General features: G+C 30.8%; 20 protein-coding genes. 11 read left to right on the top strand and 9 right to left on the bottom strand.

Annotated features, from left to right (window positions below; all coding sequences use genetic code 11):
- Positions 1-8: 8 nt before the first annotated feature.
- Positions 9-284, bottom strand: a complete 276-nt coding sequence (locus tag WHA43_RS07960; RefSeq protein WP_105046541.1) for a hypothetical protein — start codon at positions 282-284, stop codon at positions 9-11.
- A gap of 150 nt (positions 285-434) precedes the next feature.
- Here WHA43_RS07960 and WHA43_RS07955 point away from each other — a divergent pair, with 150 nt between their 5' ends.
- Entirely contained in the window at positions 435-1,838 is a 1,404-nt protein-coding gene (locus WHA43_RS07955; RefSeq protein ID WP_105046540.1) for a hypothetical protein, read from the top strand.
- Here the strand turns inward: WHA43_RS07955 and WHA43_RS07950 are convergent.
- From WHA43_RS07950 to WHA43_RS07920, 7 genes are all read right to left on the bottom strand, one after another.
- Complete coding sequence (locus WHA43_RS07950) at positions 1,835-2,284, bottom strand: 6-pyruvoyl trahydropterin synthase family protein (protein WP_105046539.1); 450 nt, start codon at positions 2,282-2,284, stop codon at positions 1,835-1,837. The genes WHA43_RS07955 and WHA43_RS07950 overlap by 4 nt on opposite strands.
- A gap of 104 nt (positions 2,285-2,388) precedes the next feature.
- On the bottom strand, positions 2,389-3,888 hold the full coding sequence (locus WHA43_RS07945; protein ID WP_105046538.1) for a GH3 auxin-responsive promoter family protein: 1,500 nt from the start codon (positions 3,886-3,888) through the stop codon (positions 2,389-2,391).
- Positions 3,888-4,754 carry a M23 family metallopeptidase gene (locus tag WHA43_RS07940; RefSeq protein ID WP_105046537.1) on the bottom strand — a complete coding sequence of 289 codons (867 nt, stop codon included), beginning with the start codon at positions 4,752-4,754 and terminating at the stop codon, positions 3,888-3,890. Before WHA43_RS07940 ends, WHA43_RS07945 begins: the two co-directional genes overlap by 1 nt.
- A 229-nt stretch (positions 4,755-4,983) precedes the next feature.
- Positions 4,984-5,568 (bottom strand): nicotinate (nicotinamide) nucleotide adenylyltransferase, encoded by a 585-nt coding sequence (gene nadD, locus WHA43_RS07935; RefSeq protein ID WP_105046536.1) that lies wholly within the window; start codon positions 5,566-5,568, stop codon positions 4,984-4,986.
- An 84-nt stretch (positions 5,569-5,652) separates the two neighbouring features.
- Positions 5,653-6,240 (bottom strand): guanylate kinase, encoded by a 588-nt coding sequence (gene gmk, locus WHA43_RS07930; RefSeq protein WP_105046535.1) that lies wholly within the window; start codon positions 6,238-6,240, stop codon positions 5,653-5,655.
- Positions 6,241-6,332: 92 nt separating this feature from the next.
- The gene (locus WHA43_RS07925; RefSeq protein WP_105046534.1) at positions 6,333-7,187 is read right to left on the bottom strand and encodes a YicC/YloC family endoribonuclease; all 855 of its coding nucleotides are present in this window, start codon (positions 7,185-7,187) and stop codon (positions 6,333-6,335) included.
- A 48-nt stretch (positions 7,188-7,235) separates the two neighbouring features.
- Positions 7,236-8,132: a DMT family transporter gene (locus WHA43_RS07920; RefSeq protein ID WP_105046533.1), complete on the bottom strand. Its 897-nt coding sequence runs from the start codon at positions 8,130-8,132 to the stop codon at positions 7,236-7,238.
- Positions 8,133-8,262: 130 nt separating this feature from the next.
- Here WHA43_RS07920 and upp point away from each other — a divergent pair, with 130 nt between their 5' ends.
- The gene (upp, locus tag WHA43_RS07915; protein ID WP_105046532.1) at positions 8,263-8,916 is read left to right on the top strand and encodes a uracil phosphoribosyltransferase; all 654 of its coding nucleotides are present in this window, start codon (positions 8,263-8,265) and stop codon (positions 8,914-8,916) included.
- On the opposite strand, the gene WHA43_RS07910 is transcribed toward upp, so the two are convergent.
- Positions 8,911-9,837 (bottom strand): DUF6427 family protein, encoded by a 927-nt coding sequence (locus WHA43_RS07910; protein WP_105046531.1) that lies wholly within the window; start codon positions 9,835-9,837, stop codon positions 8,911-8,913. The genes upp and WHA43_RS07910 overlap by 6 nt on opposite strands.
- A 42-nt stretch (positions 9,838-9,879) precedes the next feature.
- Here WHA43_RS07910 and WHA43_RS07905 point away from each other — a divergent pair, with 42 nt between their 5' ends.
- The 9 genes from WHA43_RS07905 to hppD all read left to right on the top strand — a co-directional run bounded on the left by WHA43_RS07905 (position 9,880) and on the right by hppD (position 16,774).
- Complete coding sequence (locus WHA43_RS07905) at positions 9,880-10,101, top strand: DUF6341 family protein (RefSeq protein WP_105046530.1); 222 nt, start codon at positions 9,880-9,882, stop codon at positions 10,099-10,101.
- 9 nt (positions 10,102-10,110) lie between these two features.
- A complete protein-coding gene (gene trmB, locus WHA43_RS07900; protein ID WP_105046529.1) occupies positions 10,111-10,782 on the top strand; it encodes a tRNA (guanosine(46)-N7)-methyltransferase TrmB in 672 nt (223 codons plus the stop codon).
- 15 nt (positions 10,783-10,797) lie between these two features.
- The gene (locus WHA43_RS07895) at positions 10,798-11,154 is read left to right on the top strand and encodes a gamma-glutamylcyclotransferase family protein (RefSeq protein ID WP_105046528.1); all 357 of its coding nucleotides are present in this window, start codon (positions 10,798-10,800) and stop codon (positions 11,152-11,154) included.
- Positions 11,132-11,476 (top strand): MGMT family protein, encoded by a 345-nt coding sequence (locus WHA43_RS07890; RefSeq protein ID WP_105046527.1) that lies wholly within the window; start codon positions 11,132-11,134, stop codon positions 11,474-11,476. The genes WHA43_RS07895 and WHA43_RS07890 overlap by 23 nt, the downstream gene beginning before the upstream one ends.
- Positions 11,477-11,603: 127 nt before the next feature.
- Positions 11,604-12,743 (top strand): Mrp/NBP35 family ATP-binding protein, encoded by a 1,140-nt coding sequence (locus tag WHA43_RS07885; RefSeq protein ID WP_105046526.1) that lies wholly within the window; start codon positions 11,604-11,606, stop codon positions 12,741-12,743.
- A 2-nt stretch (positions 12,744-12,745) separates the two neighbouring features.
- Positions 12,746-12,982: a NifU family protein gene (locus tag WHA43_RS07880; protein WP_105046525.1), complete on the top strand. Its 237-nt coding sequence runs from the start codon at positions 12,746-12,748 to the stop codon at positions 12,980-12,982.
- 70 nt (positions 12,983-13,052) lie between these two features.
- Positions 13,053-14,108 carry an NAD(P)/FAD-dependent oxidoreductase gene (locus WHA43_RS07875; RefSeq protein ID WP_340828132.1) on the top strand — a complete coding sequence of 352 codons (1,056 nt, stop codon included), beginning with the start codon at positions 13,053-13,055 and terminating at the stop codon, positions 14,106-14,108.
- Positions 14,109-14,221: 113 nt separating this feature from the next.
- Positions 14,222-15,376 (top strand): homogentisate 1,2-dioxygenase, encoded by a 1,155-nt coding sequence (locus tag WHA43_RS07870; protein ID WP_105046524.1) that lies wholly within the window; start codon positions 14,222-14,224, stop codon positions 15,374-15,376.
- Between the two features lie 234 nt (positions 15,377-15,610).
- Positions 15,611-16,774, top strand: a complete 1,164-nt coding sequence (gene hppD / locus WHA43_RS07865; protein WP_105046523.1) for a 4-hydroxyphenylpyruvate dioxygenase — start codon at positions 15,611-15,613, stop codon at positions 16,772-16,774.
- Positions 16,775-16,779: the final 5 nt, after the last annotated feature.

Genomic DNA, 16,779 nt, shown 5'->3' with positions numbered 1-16,779 from the left:
TTCCCAATTTAACTTTTTGCTTGTTGTGAATAATTATGTTCGTATGCGAATGGTAATTTTTCCCCACTAATTGGGTCACATAACCACTCTCCAATTTTACCATTAGGATAATATTTTAAATTTTCTATCATTTCAATTTCTCTCGGTAGAATCAAATCATTTTCAAGTAGTAACGTTGGGTGATTATCATGACCCATTACTACCATTGGCTTATAAGTAGTCTCTGATGCTTCAATTTTAACATCAGAAACTCTTTTTTCAAATAATTTCTTTAAAAAATTCATTATCTACATTGTTTTTTACAAATATCATTTTTTTAGAAGATTAATATTAAAAAATTATGCGACATCGTAGTTTCGCATATTTTTTTGAAATTTATTTTTTGAATTTAAGTACCTTCCCTTCGTTTTAAATTGTAAAAAGAGAATTTGAAAATGGACAATCAAAAAAAATATAGTTCCCTTAAAAAATATTTCACTATTGTATGTATTTTATTTTCAAGTTTTACTTTTTTAGGACAGCAAGATTTTAAAATCACCGAAAATTACTTATTGTTTGAAGATGCCAAAACTGGGGAACCCGTTTTAGTGTATAATGACTCTATGGCAGTAAGAGGTTTTGATTTTAAAACTCACTTTAAAATAAATTTCCCTGAGGACTTATTAATCATTGATTTTAATAACTATCAATACCAAATTGATCAAGTTAATTATTTTGTGCATGATGGATGTGGCATTGTTCTTAAATTCGAAAACAATACGTTTACAAGAATAGACAATTCATTCAAACATCGTAATCAGTATTTTGGGATACCTTTTGTTCATGATAACACAATGTATTTATGGGGTGGTTATGGGTTGTTTACGTTTAAAAATATTTTAACGTATTATGATTTTTCAGGTAAAGAATGGTTGGAGAAAAAACAACTTTCAAAAGATATTATTACACCAAGATATCTTGCTTATTATATAAATAAAGGAACAGATTTATATGTATTTGGCGGTAAAAATAAATCACAATCAAATCCAAGTGAAAGTAAATTCTTGGACGATAATTATGTGTATCGATTGGATTTAAAAAATTTCTCCTGGCACAAGGAAAAGAGATTTGACTTAAATTTTCAACTCATAGAGGAAGATATTTTTAAAAGGAATATTTTTCAAGTTGAGGATAGATTTATCAAAGTTACAGATGCAATTCAGGAATTAAATATTTTTACAAATTCGGTTAAAAAATATGCTATAAAAAATCATAAAGGAACTAAAAAAATTATATATCATAAAAAGTCTAAGAGCGTTTCTTATATTTATTATTCTAACTCCGAATATTTAGTTTTTAACGAGCTTTACTCAGAATTTAGAGGTGATTTACTTAGCGAGTCTACTTTTTATAAAGATGAAATGGGTGTTTATATCCTTAAAATCTTACTACTAATTGTAATGGTAATTACCATATATGTTCTTTTTAGAATTTTAATAACTAAGTATCAGGCTAGTAAAAACAATTTTGTGTTTAATAACACCACAGATACAATCTATTTCAATAAAAACAAAATATACTTGACTCCACAAAGCATTAAAGTTTTGAAATATTTTATAGAGAAAAAGGATGTTTTTATTTCTATAAATGAATTGAATATAATTTTATCTGAAGATTTAGATAAAGAAAATTATATAACCATAAATAAAAGACGTGAACGTGTTTTAAAAGAATTAGCGTTTGAGATATCTACACTTTTAGGTATTTCAAAAGAATCGGTTTTCTTAACAAGAAATAATGAGTTTGATAAGAGATTGAAAGAAATTAAGCTGAATATTTCTGTGAAAGTTAAGGCTTAATTTTCACTCGCAAACCACTCAGCAAAACTAGTATCTGTTTCTTGTAGTTTTATGGAATGTAAGTGAATATTTTGTGGCAATCTGTCTTTAATTTTTTTGGCAAAGTCAATCACCATCATTTCGCTAGTAGGCTGATAATCAACTAATATAATGTGATGTCCTCTGTTTTTTAGTTCAGCTGCTAATTCTACATGAGGCGTGTTTTTATTAAAAACGGTAGCGTGATCGAAAATATCAACAATTTCTTCTTTTACAATCTTTTTCAAATCTCCAAAGTCAATCACCATTCCGAATTTAACATTAGTATTGTCAGAAATTGGTTTTCCTGAGACAGTTACAGATAGTTTGTACGAATGTCCATGCACATTTTTACATTTCCCATCATAGCCATACAAGGCATGTCCTGTTTCAAAACTAAATTGTTTGGTGATTCTAATTGTACTCATTTAAAAAAGATTCTAATGCTAATTTGGGCGTAAAAGTACACATTAACTTAGGTTTAAACTAGTGAAGTTTTTAAAAAATACTCTGAAGAAATGATTCAAAAAACTCAATTTTCAATTAAAAATCCTTCTAAAACCTCAGCAATTTTACGATGATCAGCCAATTGCGGAATTTTATTTTGCCCTCCAAATTTTCCAATCGATTTCATATATTCATGAAATCCGCCTTTTTTTACTTTGCGAATAATGAGCGGACGCAACACTTTTCCTTCGATTAAATCAAAATAATAAATGTTTTGAGATTGCATGGATGTATCAATTTTTGATGCAAAAACCTCCAAATTTTCAGGTTCATTTTCAAATTCAATAAACCATTCATGATAAGGTAATCCACTTTTTGGATTTACTTGAGGTGCTACTGTAAACTCACTAATGGTAATTTTTGTGCCTGAAATTGCATCATTTAAGGCTTTTTCAACTTCTTTTCCAATAACGTGTTCTCCAAAAGCTGAAATAAAATGTTTGATGCGTCCTGTTACTTTAATTCTGTATGGTTTTAAAGAAGTAAACTCAACAGTGTCACCAATATTATAACCCCAAAGTCCGGCTGAAGTATTTAAAATAAGTACATAATTTTCGCCCATTTTTACATCTTTCAATGAAATTCTAGTGGGATTTTCAGTGAAAAATTCGTTTGCAGGAATGAATTCATAAAAAATTCCGGAGTTGAGTTGCAACAACATTCCTGTTGCTTTTTGCGAATCTTGAAAAGCAATAAATCCTTCAGAAGCTGGATACAATTCAATATATTCGATTTTTTTACCAATCAAGGATTCAAATTTATTTTTATAGGGTTCAAAATTGACACCACCATAAATGAAAAAATGAAAATTTGGAAAAATTTCTGAAATTGGTTTCTTAGTTTTTTCGACCAATTTTTCAAAATACATTTGCACCCAAGAAGGAATTCCACTGATCACTCTCATATCCTCATGAATTGTTTCCTCAACAATTGCATTTACTTTAGTTTCCCAATCTTCAATACAATTGGTTTCCCAACTTGGCAGCCTGTTTTTTTGTAAATAATTGGGTACATAATGCGCAACAATTCCGCTTAATCGTCCCAATTTTACGCCGTTTTTTTCTTGCAAAACTGGACTTCCTTGTAGAAAAATCATTTTTCCATCCACAAAACTCGCATCATTTTTTTCTGAGATGTAAAAAAGTAATGCATTTCTTGCAGCTGTAATGTGAGTTGGCATGGATTCTTTAGTAATAGGAATGTATTTTGCGCCAGAAGTTGTACCCGAAGTTTTCGCAAAATACAAAGGTTTTCCTTTCCATAAAACATCAGCTTCTCCTGTAACAACTTTATCAACATAGAGTTTTAATCCTTCATAATCAACAACTGGAACTTTCTTTTTAAAGTCTTCATAATTGTGGATATTTTCAAAATCATGATCAATTCCGAATTGAGTTTTTCGAGCATTTTTCAATAAATACTGAAATACTTTTTCTTGTGTTTTATGAGGATTATTTGCCCATTGATACACGTTTTTGGTAACTATTTTTGCAAATGGAATTGCTAATAAAGATTTGATACTCATTATCTAAAATCAATCAAATTTGTTGGATTTACAGCATAAGCGCCACTCCAAATTTCAAAATGTAAATGAGGTCCAGTTGTATATTCGCCAGTAGAACCAACATTGGCAATTACTTCGCCCGATTTTACAAAATCACCTTCTTGTTTCAATAAATTTCCATTGTGTTTGTAAACAGAAATATAATCATCAGCGTGTTTTAAAATGATTACGTTTCCAGTTTCGGTTGTCCAGCCTGAAAAAACAACAATTCCATCAGCAGTAGCTTTTACAGGATCGTTTTTTTTAGCAACAATATCCACTGCAAAATGTTTTATTTTAGGATCAAAACCTTGTGAAATTGTTCCGTTTAAAGGAGCAAAAAACACCACTTTTACAACTGATTTTTCACTATTTATGATTGGAAAACGATCTTCACTTTCTATTTTTTCTCTGAAATTTAAATCAATTTTTGAGGCTTTTAATAAGCTGTCATTCATTGTTTTTCTGCCAGATTCTGTTAATAAAGTATCAATTTCTTCGCCTTTCATTTTGCCAGATAAAATGGGTCCTAAAAATCGAGTGTAATTTTCAATAACAGCCAGTTTTCTTTTTAAAGAGTCTGTTTTCAGCGTTAATTTTGTAGCTTTTATTCGTAATTCTGTTGAACCATAACCTGGAATAAATTCTTTTATTGGTGTAAAAGTGATGAAAAATGTAGTCACAAAAATCAGTAAAAATGAAAAAACACCTCCAACAACAAATACGTTTAACACCGAAAGTTTCAGTGAAATTCTCTCTTCATAAGTTTCATCATTCATAATGACCAACCTATATTTATGAGTCAGTTTTTGTTTGAGTTTCCTTTTTTGTTTTGCTTGATTTTTCAAAAAATAAATGCTTTAGTGTCACAAATATACAACGAAACCTTTTTAATTTTAGCGTTTGAAAAATTTATAAAGTGATTTTTATAGACACAAATTTTCACTAATAAACACAAATTAAAAATGAAAAATTTCTAAATCTGACTCATTCGTTTATCTAAATTTCACGAATCATTTTCTTTTAAAATTTTGAAATTCGTGAATTTTAGTGAATTTAGTGTCTATATTTTTTGAATTATTTCTTGTAAAAATTCATTTCATCAATATATTCCCAAACTTCTTTTGACAGCAATGGTTGTACATTTTTTTGATGTTTAATTCCGTTTCGAATCATAGTTGATGAAATTTCGATAATTGGCGCATCAACCAAATGAATTTTTGGATGATTTTCAAATTGATGTGACTGTTTTTCTTCAGAAATTCTTGGATACACATAAATATCATGGTTTTCTAAAATGGTCTCATGGTTTTTCCATTTGTGAAAACTTTGCAAATTATCTTCACCCATAATCAATGAAAATTGATGATTTGGATAATTTTCTGAAATGTGAGCCAAGGTAAAAACCGTATAATTGGGTTGTGGTAATTTAAACTCAATATCCGAAGGTTTAATTTTTGGATACTGTTCTGTGGCTCTGTAAACCAATTCAAAACGATGGTGATTTTCGAGCAAAGAACTCTTATTTTTAAAAGGATTGTGAGGCGTTACCACCATCCAAATTTCATCCAAATCCGAATATTCAACCAAATGATTGGCAATAATCAAATGCCCCACATGAATGGGATTGAATGTTCCAAAATACAAACCAATTTTACTCATTTTAAAAAAGATAATAGAAAAAAGAGGAAAGAAAAGAGACTTTTTAGCCCTTTTTTTGACTCTATTTTCTTGTTTCTTTATTCTTTAATTCTCATTCAATTTCAAAAATTCTGCTACCAAATTTTCAGCTTCTTTCAGCGCAATTTCTAAATCATAATTTTTGATGATTTTATCAAATTGAGGCGCAGTTGCTAATTCAATAGATGCTTTTGCAATGCGCATATTGATTTTGTCTTCGCTTTCAGTACTTCTTTTTTTCAAGCGAATTTTCAGCTCATCAACACTGGGTGGTTTTACAAAAACTGCCAATGTTTGCTCAGGAAATTTCTTTTTGATTCGCAAACCTCCAACCACATCAATATCAAAAATTACGTGTTTTTTTAATGCCCAAATTCGCTCAACTTCCGCTTTTAAAGTACCATAAAAATTATCTCTATAGACTTCTTCCCACTCTAAAAATTCGTCATTTTTGATTTTATTTTTGAATTCTTTAAGTGAAATAAAATAATAATCAACTCCGTCTTTTTCTTGACTTCTAGGTTCTCTTGATGTTGCTGAAATCGAAAATTCCAATCCAAAACGCTCTTGTTTTAATAAATGACGTACAATAGTTGTTTTTCCAGAACCAGAAGGTGCAGAAAAGACGAATAATTTTCCTTTAAAATCTGACATAAATTTTTAATTTTTGTCATTCTGAATTTATTTCAGAATCTTTTTATTAATAATGAAAAGCTGAAACGAGTTCAGCTTGTTCTAAGCAAAACTTAGAGAATATTTAAAATTTGTTCTTTGATTTGTTCCAATTCATTTTTCATTTGAATCACTGCTTTTTGCATGGGTGCAAAATTTGCTTTTGAACCAGTGGTATTTATTTCTCTTCCCATTTCTTGCACGATAAATCCTAATTTTTTTCCATTAGAATCTTCAGTTTCTAAGGTTTGTAAAAAATAATTCAAATGATTTTCTAAACGAACTTTTTCTTCATTGATGTCTAATTTTTCTAAATAGTAAATCAATTCTTGTTCAAAACGATTTTCATCAACAGTAACTTTTAAATCGTCAATTGATTTTCGTAAACGTTCTTTTACATTTGTAATGCGTTCATTATCAAATGATTTTACTTCCTCTAAATAATTTTTGATATTCAAAATGCGCGTTCTAAAATCGTCTTCCAAAGCAGCAGCTTCATCAATTCTGTATTGAATAATTTCTTTGATTGCTTCATCAACAGTGGTGTTGATGAGTTCCCACTCATTTTCATCCAATTCTTCACGTTCTGTTTTTAAGGCATCAGGCATTTGAATTGCCATTTTTAGCAAGTCCAATTCATTTTCATCAGTTGTATGAACAATGTTTTTGAGTTGTTGCATGTAGTTTTTCACCACTCCAGGATTTATAACAGTAGCAGTTTCATCAGCAGTCATCTCTACAAAAATGGCAAAGTCAATTTTTCCTCTGATGAGTTCATTCGCCAATTTTTTACGAACATCCAACTCTTTTTCTTTGTAATAAGAAGGAATTCGCACATTTAAATCAAGGCTTTTGCTATTCAAAGATTTAATTTCTATGGTAACCTTTTTGGTGGGCAGTTGCAACACCGATTTTCCATAGCCAGTCATGGATTGAATCATACAATCGTTTTTAAAATGAATCGCAAAGATACTTTTTTATTTTGAGGATTCTTTGACTTGTTTAGTTACTAAATAAACGCCAAAAAATATGATACAAGTAGCACTAATTTTTACAAAATTTAACGAATCGCTTCCTGCAATTAATGCATAAATCGTTGCAATTACAGGCTGTAAATAAATAAACACACCTACTGAAGTTGGCTTTAATTTAGTGAGTGCGAAAAGGTTAAAAAGATAGGTAATACAAGTTGTAAATAAAACGACAAAACCCACTTTTAAGTAGATATTTACTGGCATTTCTTGCCATGAAACTTGATTCAATTCGTAATATCCAAAAGGGATTACATAAAACAATCCAAACAAATAAAGCCATTTTACAAATACAATTGGATGATATTTAGCAATTATTTTTTTAACTAAAACCAAATACAGTCCATAAGAGGCTGCATTTACAAAAACTAAAAAGTTCCCAAATGCAGAGTTGTTTCCATTTTCATCTGAAGAATTTCCGTAAACAATTAAAATAAGTGTTCCAATCAAACCAATTACTACTCCAATAATTTTTAGTTTTTTTAATGGTTCTTTTAATAGTAAACTTGAAAATAAAAGTACTAAAATGGGTGAAGTTACCATCATTACTGATGCACTTATAGGAGAAGTAATGCTCAACCCTTTAAAAAAGGTAAGCATGTTTAAGCCAACTCCAAAAAATGCGGCAATTGCAATTTTTTTTAAATCTACGGCATCAATTTTTTTGCTTTTAACAAATAATCCTAGAAACCAAAAAACCATTGTTGCACCACTAACTCTTAGCAAAATCAATCCATAAGGTTTTACGTATAAAGGCATTACGTCTTTTGCAATTGTAAAATTTAACCCATAAATCAAGGTTGCAATTGAAACAGCTACAAGGGCTAAAGTTCTTGGTTTCATGATAAAAAATCGACGTACAAAGTTGATATAATTTTTTTTAAAAAATTGTATTTGGATTCCTTTTCAACAGATTTTTTTAAATTAATTTTTATAGTTGTAACTTAGATTTTTAATTCATCACTCAATAGAAATGAAAATACACCATTTAGCCCAAAACAACTCTGTTTTAAACACGTTTTTATCAGAAATTAGAGATCAAAAAATTCAAAAAGATAGCATGCGTTTTCGCAGAAATATAGAACGAATTGGAGAAATTTTGGCCTATGAACTCAGCAAATCACTTTCATTTCATGAAGGTTTTGTAGAGACTCCTTTAGCGACTAAAAACATGCATTTATTGTCAGATGCTATTGTTGTTTGTTCCATTCTTAGAGCAGGATTGCCTTTGCATCAAGGTTTGTTAAACTATTTTGACAAAGCAGAAAATGCATTTATTTCGGCTTACAGGCATCATCCAAATAATGATGAACATTTTGATATTGTGGTTGAATATGTTGCATCACCAAATTTAGAAGGCAAAATAATGCTGTTGGCAGATCCAATGTTGGCAACAGGTCAATCATTAGTTGCTGTTTTTGAAGCGTTAAGGAAATTAGGAAATCCGAAAGAAACTCATATAGTTTCTGTAATTGGTGCTCAAGAAGGCATTCGTTTTGTAGAAAAACATTTTCCAGAAAATACTCATTTATGGATTGCCACAATTGATGATCAACTGAATGAAAAAGGCTATATTGTCCCTGGTTTAGGAGATGCTGGCGATTTGGCTTTTGGCAGTAAATTATAGAAAAATTAAATAAGCTGAACAGCCAAATAAAAAAAGATACAGAAAAATATGTATCAAAATTCTTTTTTTAACCAGTTCAAGTCCATTTGCTAAAATCAATGAAATTGGAAAAACCAAAAATAAAGTTTCTGTATTTTTTGAGTCATTTTCAAAAAAGAAAAGTGATAAAACAACCAAGAAATTTATCAATAGTAAACTCCAACTTCTTCTAAAGGTATTGTTGATTAAAAGTGCTTTACTCGATTTTAAAAATGCGGCAAAAAAAGTGATGATTAACAAACTCATCATAAAAATTCGTTCTTTTTCTTCAGTAAAAAATGACATTTTAAAAGAGAATCCTTTCAAGAACATTGAAGTTAAAATCTCCTGATTTCCATACCAAAATAGGTAAGAAAAATAGCAAAAAACGGGTGTTAAAAACCCAATGATTGGAACTGAAAATGTATGAATTGTTATTTTTTGATGCCAATATGCGCTGAGATAAATCAGTAAAAAAAGCAACAAAAATTTTGGCTCAAAAACACATAAAATTCCTAACCAGAAACCTGCATCAAATAATTTTTTCAAAACCCTTTTTGAAGACTGTAAACTGTAAATTTTTCTCAAAAAAAGTAGGTAAATAATTGTAAAAAAAAGCATTTTATAATCTACAATTGTACTAAAACAACCCATTAAAAGCGTAAAAAAATAAAACCCAAATGAGTTGTCATAGGTCAAATTATTTTTACTGGTAATAAAGTTGTAAATGAAAAAAATCGAGATGAATATTAACAAAATAACTATTTTCTGTAACAAGTCATTTACATTCAATTGAGTGTTAAAAAAATCAATAAAATTGAGTGTTAAAAAACAAACAGCAAAAAAAATCATCAATCCAATAAAATTTATCGGTTTAGATTTGTTTAAAAAATTGGCTAGCATTGTTTCTTTTGTTATTTTTGCAAGCGTAAAGATAAATAAGTTATGATAGCAGGCAATATTTTTAGATGGATTGGAAGTTTGTTCACTGATTTTTTATTTCTTCCATTAGAGTGGATTCGTAATCAAGTGGCTACTCAAGAGTTAGGATGGTGGATTTCAAATGCTGTAAACTGGGGATTTTTAGTAGTGCTATTAATTCTTTTTGCATATTGGATGAAAGAATCTAAGAGATTTTTGGACGAAGGAACAGAAGACAGAGCTTAAAAATTCATCTTGGGAAGTAAAAATAAACTAAAACGGTTTCAAGAAAATGAAACCTTTTCAAATGTCATTCAGCCAACAAGAGCCGAAGTTTTAAATAACTTTACTCACAAAGGCAAATGGCATTCTTTTTTTAAGAATAACAATCCAATAGTTGTAGAATTGGGTTGTGGAAAAGGCGAATATAGCATTGCATTGGCTAAAAAAAATCCGACTAAAAACTATATTGGCATTGACATTAAAGGTGCTCGTTTTTGGAGAGGAGCCAAAACTGCCATTGAAGAAAATTTACCAAACGTTGCTTTTGTAAGAACTCAAATTGAGTTGATTGATTTTATTTTTGATGAAAATGAAATCGATGAAATTTGGATAACATTTCCTGATCCACAAATCAAATACAAACGCACCAAGCACAGAATGACAAATCCTGAGTTTTTAAAAAAATACCATCATATTTTGAATAAAAACGGATTTGTAAATCTAAAAACCGATAGTGAATTTATGCATGGCTACACACTTGGTCTGTTGCATGGACAAGGACATGAAGTGTTGTACGCAAATCACAATATTTATCATAATGAGGGTTCACCAAAAGAGGTGATTGAAACCCAGACTTTTTATGAAAACCAATATTTGGCAATTAAAAAACCAATAACCTATATTCAGTTTCGACTTAAGTATTAATTTTTTTCCAAAATCATGGAACATTTATTTGTTTATGGCACTCTAATTCCAGGACAAGAAAATGATTTTGTGTTAAAAAATATTCCTGGAAATTGGCAAAAAGCAACTACAAAAGGTTTTTTTGATGCAAAAGGATGGCATAAAACACAAGGATTTCCTGCCGTAATTTTAGATAAAAACGGAGAAACAATTCATGGATATTTATTTTCTTCTAATGAAATTTCAAAACATTGGAAAAAAATTGATGATTTTGAAACAATCATATATCAAAGAGTTTTAACTACTGTTTTTCTAGAAAATAAAACTGAAATATTGGCGTATATTTACGAACTAAATAGTTCATTAGCGCATGGCATCCAACTCCAAAAATGACAATTTTTTCGAAAAAGTGTATGAAGTTGCACGTCAAATTCCGTATGGAAAAGTAACTAGTTATGGCGCTATTGCTGTGTATTTAGGTGCTGCACGTTCTGCAAGAATGGTTGGATGGGCAATGAACAATTCACATCATCAAACAAATGAAATTCCTGCACATAGAGTGGTTAATAGAAAAGGAATTTTAACAGGAAAGCATCATTTTGATGGCACTAATTTAATGCAGCAATTATTAGAAAACGAGGGAATTGAAGTCGTTGAAAATCAAATTCAAAACTTCGAAAAAGTATTTTGGAATCCATCAAAAGAGCTTTTATAAAATCCACCTATAAATCTATAAATAAACACAATTTACACCCTTTCTTTTCTTATCTTGAAAACGTATCTTTGCAAAAGATAAAAACGGGATTTTATATCCAAAAGCTATAAAGCAAACAGCACAAAATATGAGTTTTAAAAAACAAGATATTTACAACGCATTAGAGAAAATTACTGCTCCTGGTGAAGGAAAAAGTTTGATAGAAAATAACAATGTTACCAATGTTGTTACTTTTGGAGATGAAGTAATTGTAGATGTTACCATTAGCAATCCTTCTTTACAAGCTAAAAAGAAGGTTGAAGTTGAAATCATGAAAGCCATTCATCAGCATGTGCATCCAAAAATTGATGTAAAAGTGAATGTGGCTGTTGAAAAACCAGTTGTTCAAGAAAATCCGAATCAAATCCGAGGAAAAGAAATTCCAAATATCAAAAATATCATTGCAATTGCCTCTGGAAAAGGTGGTGTAGGAAAATCTACCATTACAGCAAATACAGCAATTTCATTGGCAAAAATGGGATTTAATGTGGGTGTTTTAGATGCTGATGTATATGGACCTTCACAACATTTAATGTTTGATGTAGAAAAAGCAAGACCTTTATCTGTCAATGTTGATGGGCGTTCGAAAATGAAACCAATCGAAAATTACGGCGTAAAATTATTGTCTTTAGGATTTTTTACAAATCCAGATCAAGCTGTAATTTGGAGAGGACCTATGGCGTCAAAAGCTTTAAAACAATTGATTTTTGATGCAGATTGGGGAGAAATAGATTTCTTATTGATAGATTTACCTCCAGGAACAGGTGATGTACATTTGTCAATTGTACAATCTTTGCCTATAAATGGAGCAGTTGTGGTAAGTACGCCACAAAATATTGCTTTGGCAGATGCTAAAAAAGGAGTTGCCATGTTTCAGCAAGAAAGCATCAATGTTCCTGTGTTAGGAATCATTGAAAATATGGCGTATTTTACACCAGCAGAATTGCCAAATAATAAATATTATATTTTTGGTAAAGATGGTGCAAAACATTTGGCTGAAGACATTCACACTGCTTTTTTAGGAGAAATTCCTTTAGTACAAAGCATCAGAGAAGCAGGTGATGTTGGACATCCAGTGGCATTGCAAGAAGGAACAATTTTAGAAAATTCTTTTAAAGAAATCACGAAAGAAATGCTTTCACAATTATTGATTAGAAACGAAAGTTTACCACCAACAGAAGTTGTAAGAATTACTACAATGAGTGGTTGTAGCGCTGTAAAAAAATAAGTATGACAACAGAAGAAACAATTGTAAATGTTGAAAAAGCGTTGGATGAAATCCGTCCTTTTTTAATGAGTGATGGAGGAAACATCAAATTGCTATCTATTGAAGATTTTATTGTAAAAGTTCAATTAGAAGGTGCTTGTACAGGTTGTTCAGTAAACCAAATGACATTAAAAAATGGAGTAGAAGCCACAATTAAAAAGTATGTACCTCAAATTAAAGAGGTAATTAATGTGGTGTAACTTATCCCTTTGTAGTTATTAGTTTTTTGCTAAAAGTCAAAAGCAACAAACTAAAAGCAAATTTTAAAAAATGATTACAACAGATATTTTAATAATAGGTGCAGGCCCAACAGGATTATTCACGGTTTTTGAAGCAGGATTGCTCAAATTACGTTGTCATTTAATTGACGCATTGCCACAACCTGGAGGACAATGTTCTGAGATTTATCCCAAAAAACCTATTTATGATATTCCTGCATATCCTGAAATTTTAGCAGGTGATTTGACTGATAAATTGATGGAGCAAATCAAGCAATTTAAACCAGGGTTTACTTTGGGTGAACGTGCTGAAACCATAGAAAAACAAGCAGATGAAACCTTTATTGTAACAACCAATAAAGGCACTAAACATCACGCAAAAGTTGTTGCTATTGCTGGTGGTTTAGGGAGTTTTGAACCTAGAAAACCACTAATTGATAACATTGCCGATTTTGAAGACAAAGGTGTAGAATACATCATTAGAGACCCAGAATTGTATCGCAATAAAAAAGTGGTTATTTCTGGAGGTGGAGATTCTGCTTTAGATTGGTCAATATTTTTAACAAATGTTGCTTCCGAAGTTACATTAATCCATAGAAGAAATGAATTTAGAGGTGCTTTAGATTCTGTTGAAAAAGTACAAGAATTAAAAAATGTAGGAAAAATAAAACTCATTACTCCTGCTGAAGTTACTGGAATTACAGGAAATGAAAAAGTTGAAGCTGTTACGATTACAAAAGATGGAGAAACACCTTTTCAATTAGAAACAGATCATTTTATTCCGCTTTTTGGGTTGTCACCAAAATTGGGTCCGATTGCGAATTGGGGTTTAGAAATCGAAAAAAATGCAATTAAAGTGAACAATGCGTTGGATTATCAAACTAATATTCCAGGTATTTATGCCATTGGCGATGTGAATACTTATCCTGGGAAATTAAAATTGATTTTATGCGGATTTCACGAAGCTACATTAATGTGTCAAAGTGCTTACCAACGAATTTTTCCCGACAGAAAGTATGTAATGAAATACACTACAGTTGGTGGAGTTGATGGTTTTGATGGCACAAGAAAAGAAGCTCCAAAACAAGTTGTAAAAGCAATTGAGTAAGCATTTTCATTTTTAAAAAAGCGAAAACATAGATTACTTTTTATACCTTTGTATGAATTACGAAATCGATTGAAATAATTAGTTTTTTAATCTTTTGAATAAAAAATAAAACAATGCCTTTTTACCATCAATTAGGAAAAATTCCACCCAAAAGACACACGCAATTTCGTAAAAAAGACGGCAGTTTATATTACGAACAATTGTTTGGTACCATTGGTTTTGACGGAATGTCAACCAATAGTTATCACGAACAAAGACCAACAATGGTCAAAGAAATTCGCAAACAATATTCAATTGCGCCAAAAATTGCCAAAGCAAATAATATTCAATCTTACAGACTTCGTGGATTTCAAATTGCTCCGGAAAATGATTATTTAGATAGCAGAAAAGTGGTGTTGACCAATTCTGATTGTAATATCATTTTAGCAGCTCCAAAAAAATCAACTTCTGAATATTTTTACAAAAACACAGATGCTGATGAAGTAATTTTCATCCACAAAGGTTCAGGAAAATTAAGAACACATTTAGGAAATATCGATTTTAAATACGGAGATTATTTGGTAATTCCACGTGGAATTATTTACAAACTCGATTTTGATGATGAAAATAATCGACTTTTTATTGTGGAATCGTATCATCCAGTTTATACGCCAAAACGTTATCGAAATTGGTTTGGTCAATTGTTAGAGCATTCTCCTTTTTGCGAACGCGACATCAGAAGACCTTATGAATTAGAAACTAATAACGAATTAGGAGATTTTATTATCAAGGTAAAAAAACAAGGTGAAATTATAGAAATGGTTTATGCTTCTCATCCTTTTGATGTGGTTGGTTATGATGGCTATAATTATCCGTATGCATTTTCAATTCACGATTTTGAGCCCATTACAGGAAGAATTCATCAACCACCACCAGTACATCAAACTTTTGAAACAAAGGCTTTTGTAATTTGTAGTTTTGTGCCTCGTTTGTACGATTATCATCCACAGTCAATTCCTGCACCATATAATCATAGCAATATAGATTCTGATGAGGTTTTGTATTATGTTGATGGCGATTTTATGAGCAGAAATGATATTGAAGCAGGTCATATTTCTTTGCATCCAGCAGGAATTCCACATGGTCCACATCCAGGAGCCACAGAACGAAGTATTGGAAAAACATCAACCGAAGAATTGGCAGTAATGGTAGATACATTCAAACCTTTGATGGTTACTGATGAAGCTATGAAAATTGCTGATGAAACCTATTATCAATCGTGGTTATAAAAAGTTCGTTTAAATAATAATTATTAGAAGCTATTTCCTGCTTTTCGCTATATCTTTTTTGCTTTTCATGGCAAAAAAGGATGCCGCTTCAATCAGGGCTAAGTTTGTTTGCAAGTTAATTTTCATTAAAAAATGAAGTGTTTATTTGCAAACTTTTAAATTTACAAAAACTAAAACTCCAAATACCCAGTTAGGAGTTCCTTCTCTTTGGGAAGGCTAGGATGGGCTTTAAAAATGAAAAAATCGGAAATACAATCAGTCAACTACGGTTTAGAAAAAATATTTTCAGGAGCGCAAGATTTCCTGCCATTATTAGGTACAGATTATGTAGAATTTTATGTTGGTAATGCCAAACAAGCAGCTCATTTTTACAAAACTGCTTTTGGTTTTCAATCTCATGCCTACAAAGGTTTAGAAACAGGTTCAAAAGAATCTGTGAGTTATGTGTTGAAACAAGATAAAATCAAGCTAGTTTTAACAACACCTTTAAGCAGTAAATCACCTATCAATGAACATATTACAAAACATGGCGATGGCGTAAAAGTCATAGCACTTTGGGTAGAAGATGCTAAAAAAGCGTATGAAGAAACCACTTCAAGAGGTGCAAAATCTTACATGGAACCAACTGTTGAAAAAGACGAATTTGGTGAAGTAGTTCGTTCTGGAATTTATACCTATGGTGAGACTGTGCATCTTTTTGTGGAACGCAAAAACTATAAAGGTGCTTTTTTGCCAGGTTTTCAAAAATGGGAATCTGATTACAATCCACCAACAGCAGGGTTAAAATTCATTGATCATATGGTTGGGAATGTAGGTTGGAATCAAATGAATGTTTGGGTAGAATGGTATGAAAAGGTAATGGGATTTGAAAACTTTTTATCATTTGATGACAAGCAAATTCACACGGAATATTCTGCTTTGATGAGTAAAGTAATGTCTAATGGAAATGGTCGTATCAAATTTCCAATCAATGAACCAGCAGAAGGTAAAAAACGCTCGCAAATTGAAGAATATTTAGACTTTTATGAAGGTGCAGGAGTTCAGCATATTGCAGTTGCAACAGATGACATCATCAAAACAGTCACGCAATTAAGAGCTAATGGGGTGGAATTTTTATCAACACCACCTGAAGCATATTATAAAGCTGTGCCAGGAAGATTGGAGACTTTTAGTCATGAATTGAAAGAAGATATTGAAAAACTAAAAGCACTCGGAATCATGATTGATGCTGACGAAGAAGGCTATTTGCTTCAAATTTTTACAAAACCAGTTGAAGACAGACCAACCTTATTTTTTGAAATCATCCAAAGAATGGGAGCAAAAGGCTTTGGTGCAGGAAATTTCAAAGCATTATTCGAGTCTATTGAAAGAGAACAAGCCAAAAGAGGAACACTTTAGAAGTT

The sequence above is a fragment of the Polaribacter gangjinensis genome, assembly GCF_038024125.1.
In the GTDB taxonomy this organism is placed as follows: Bacteria; Bacteroidota; Bacteroidia; order Flavobacteriales; family Flavobacteriaceae; genus Polaribacter; species Polaribacter gangjinensis.
This window is presented reverse-complemented; position numbering and strand designations above follow the sequence as displayed.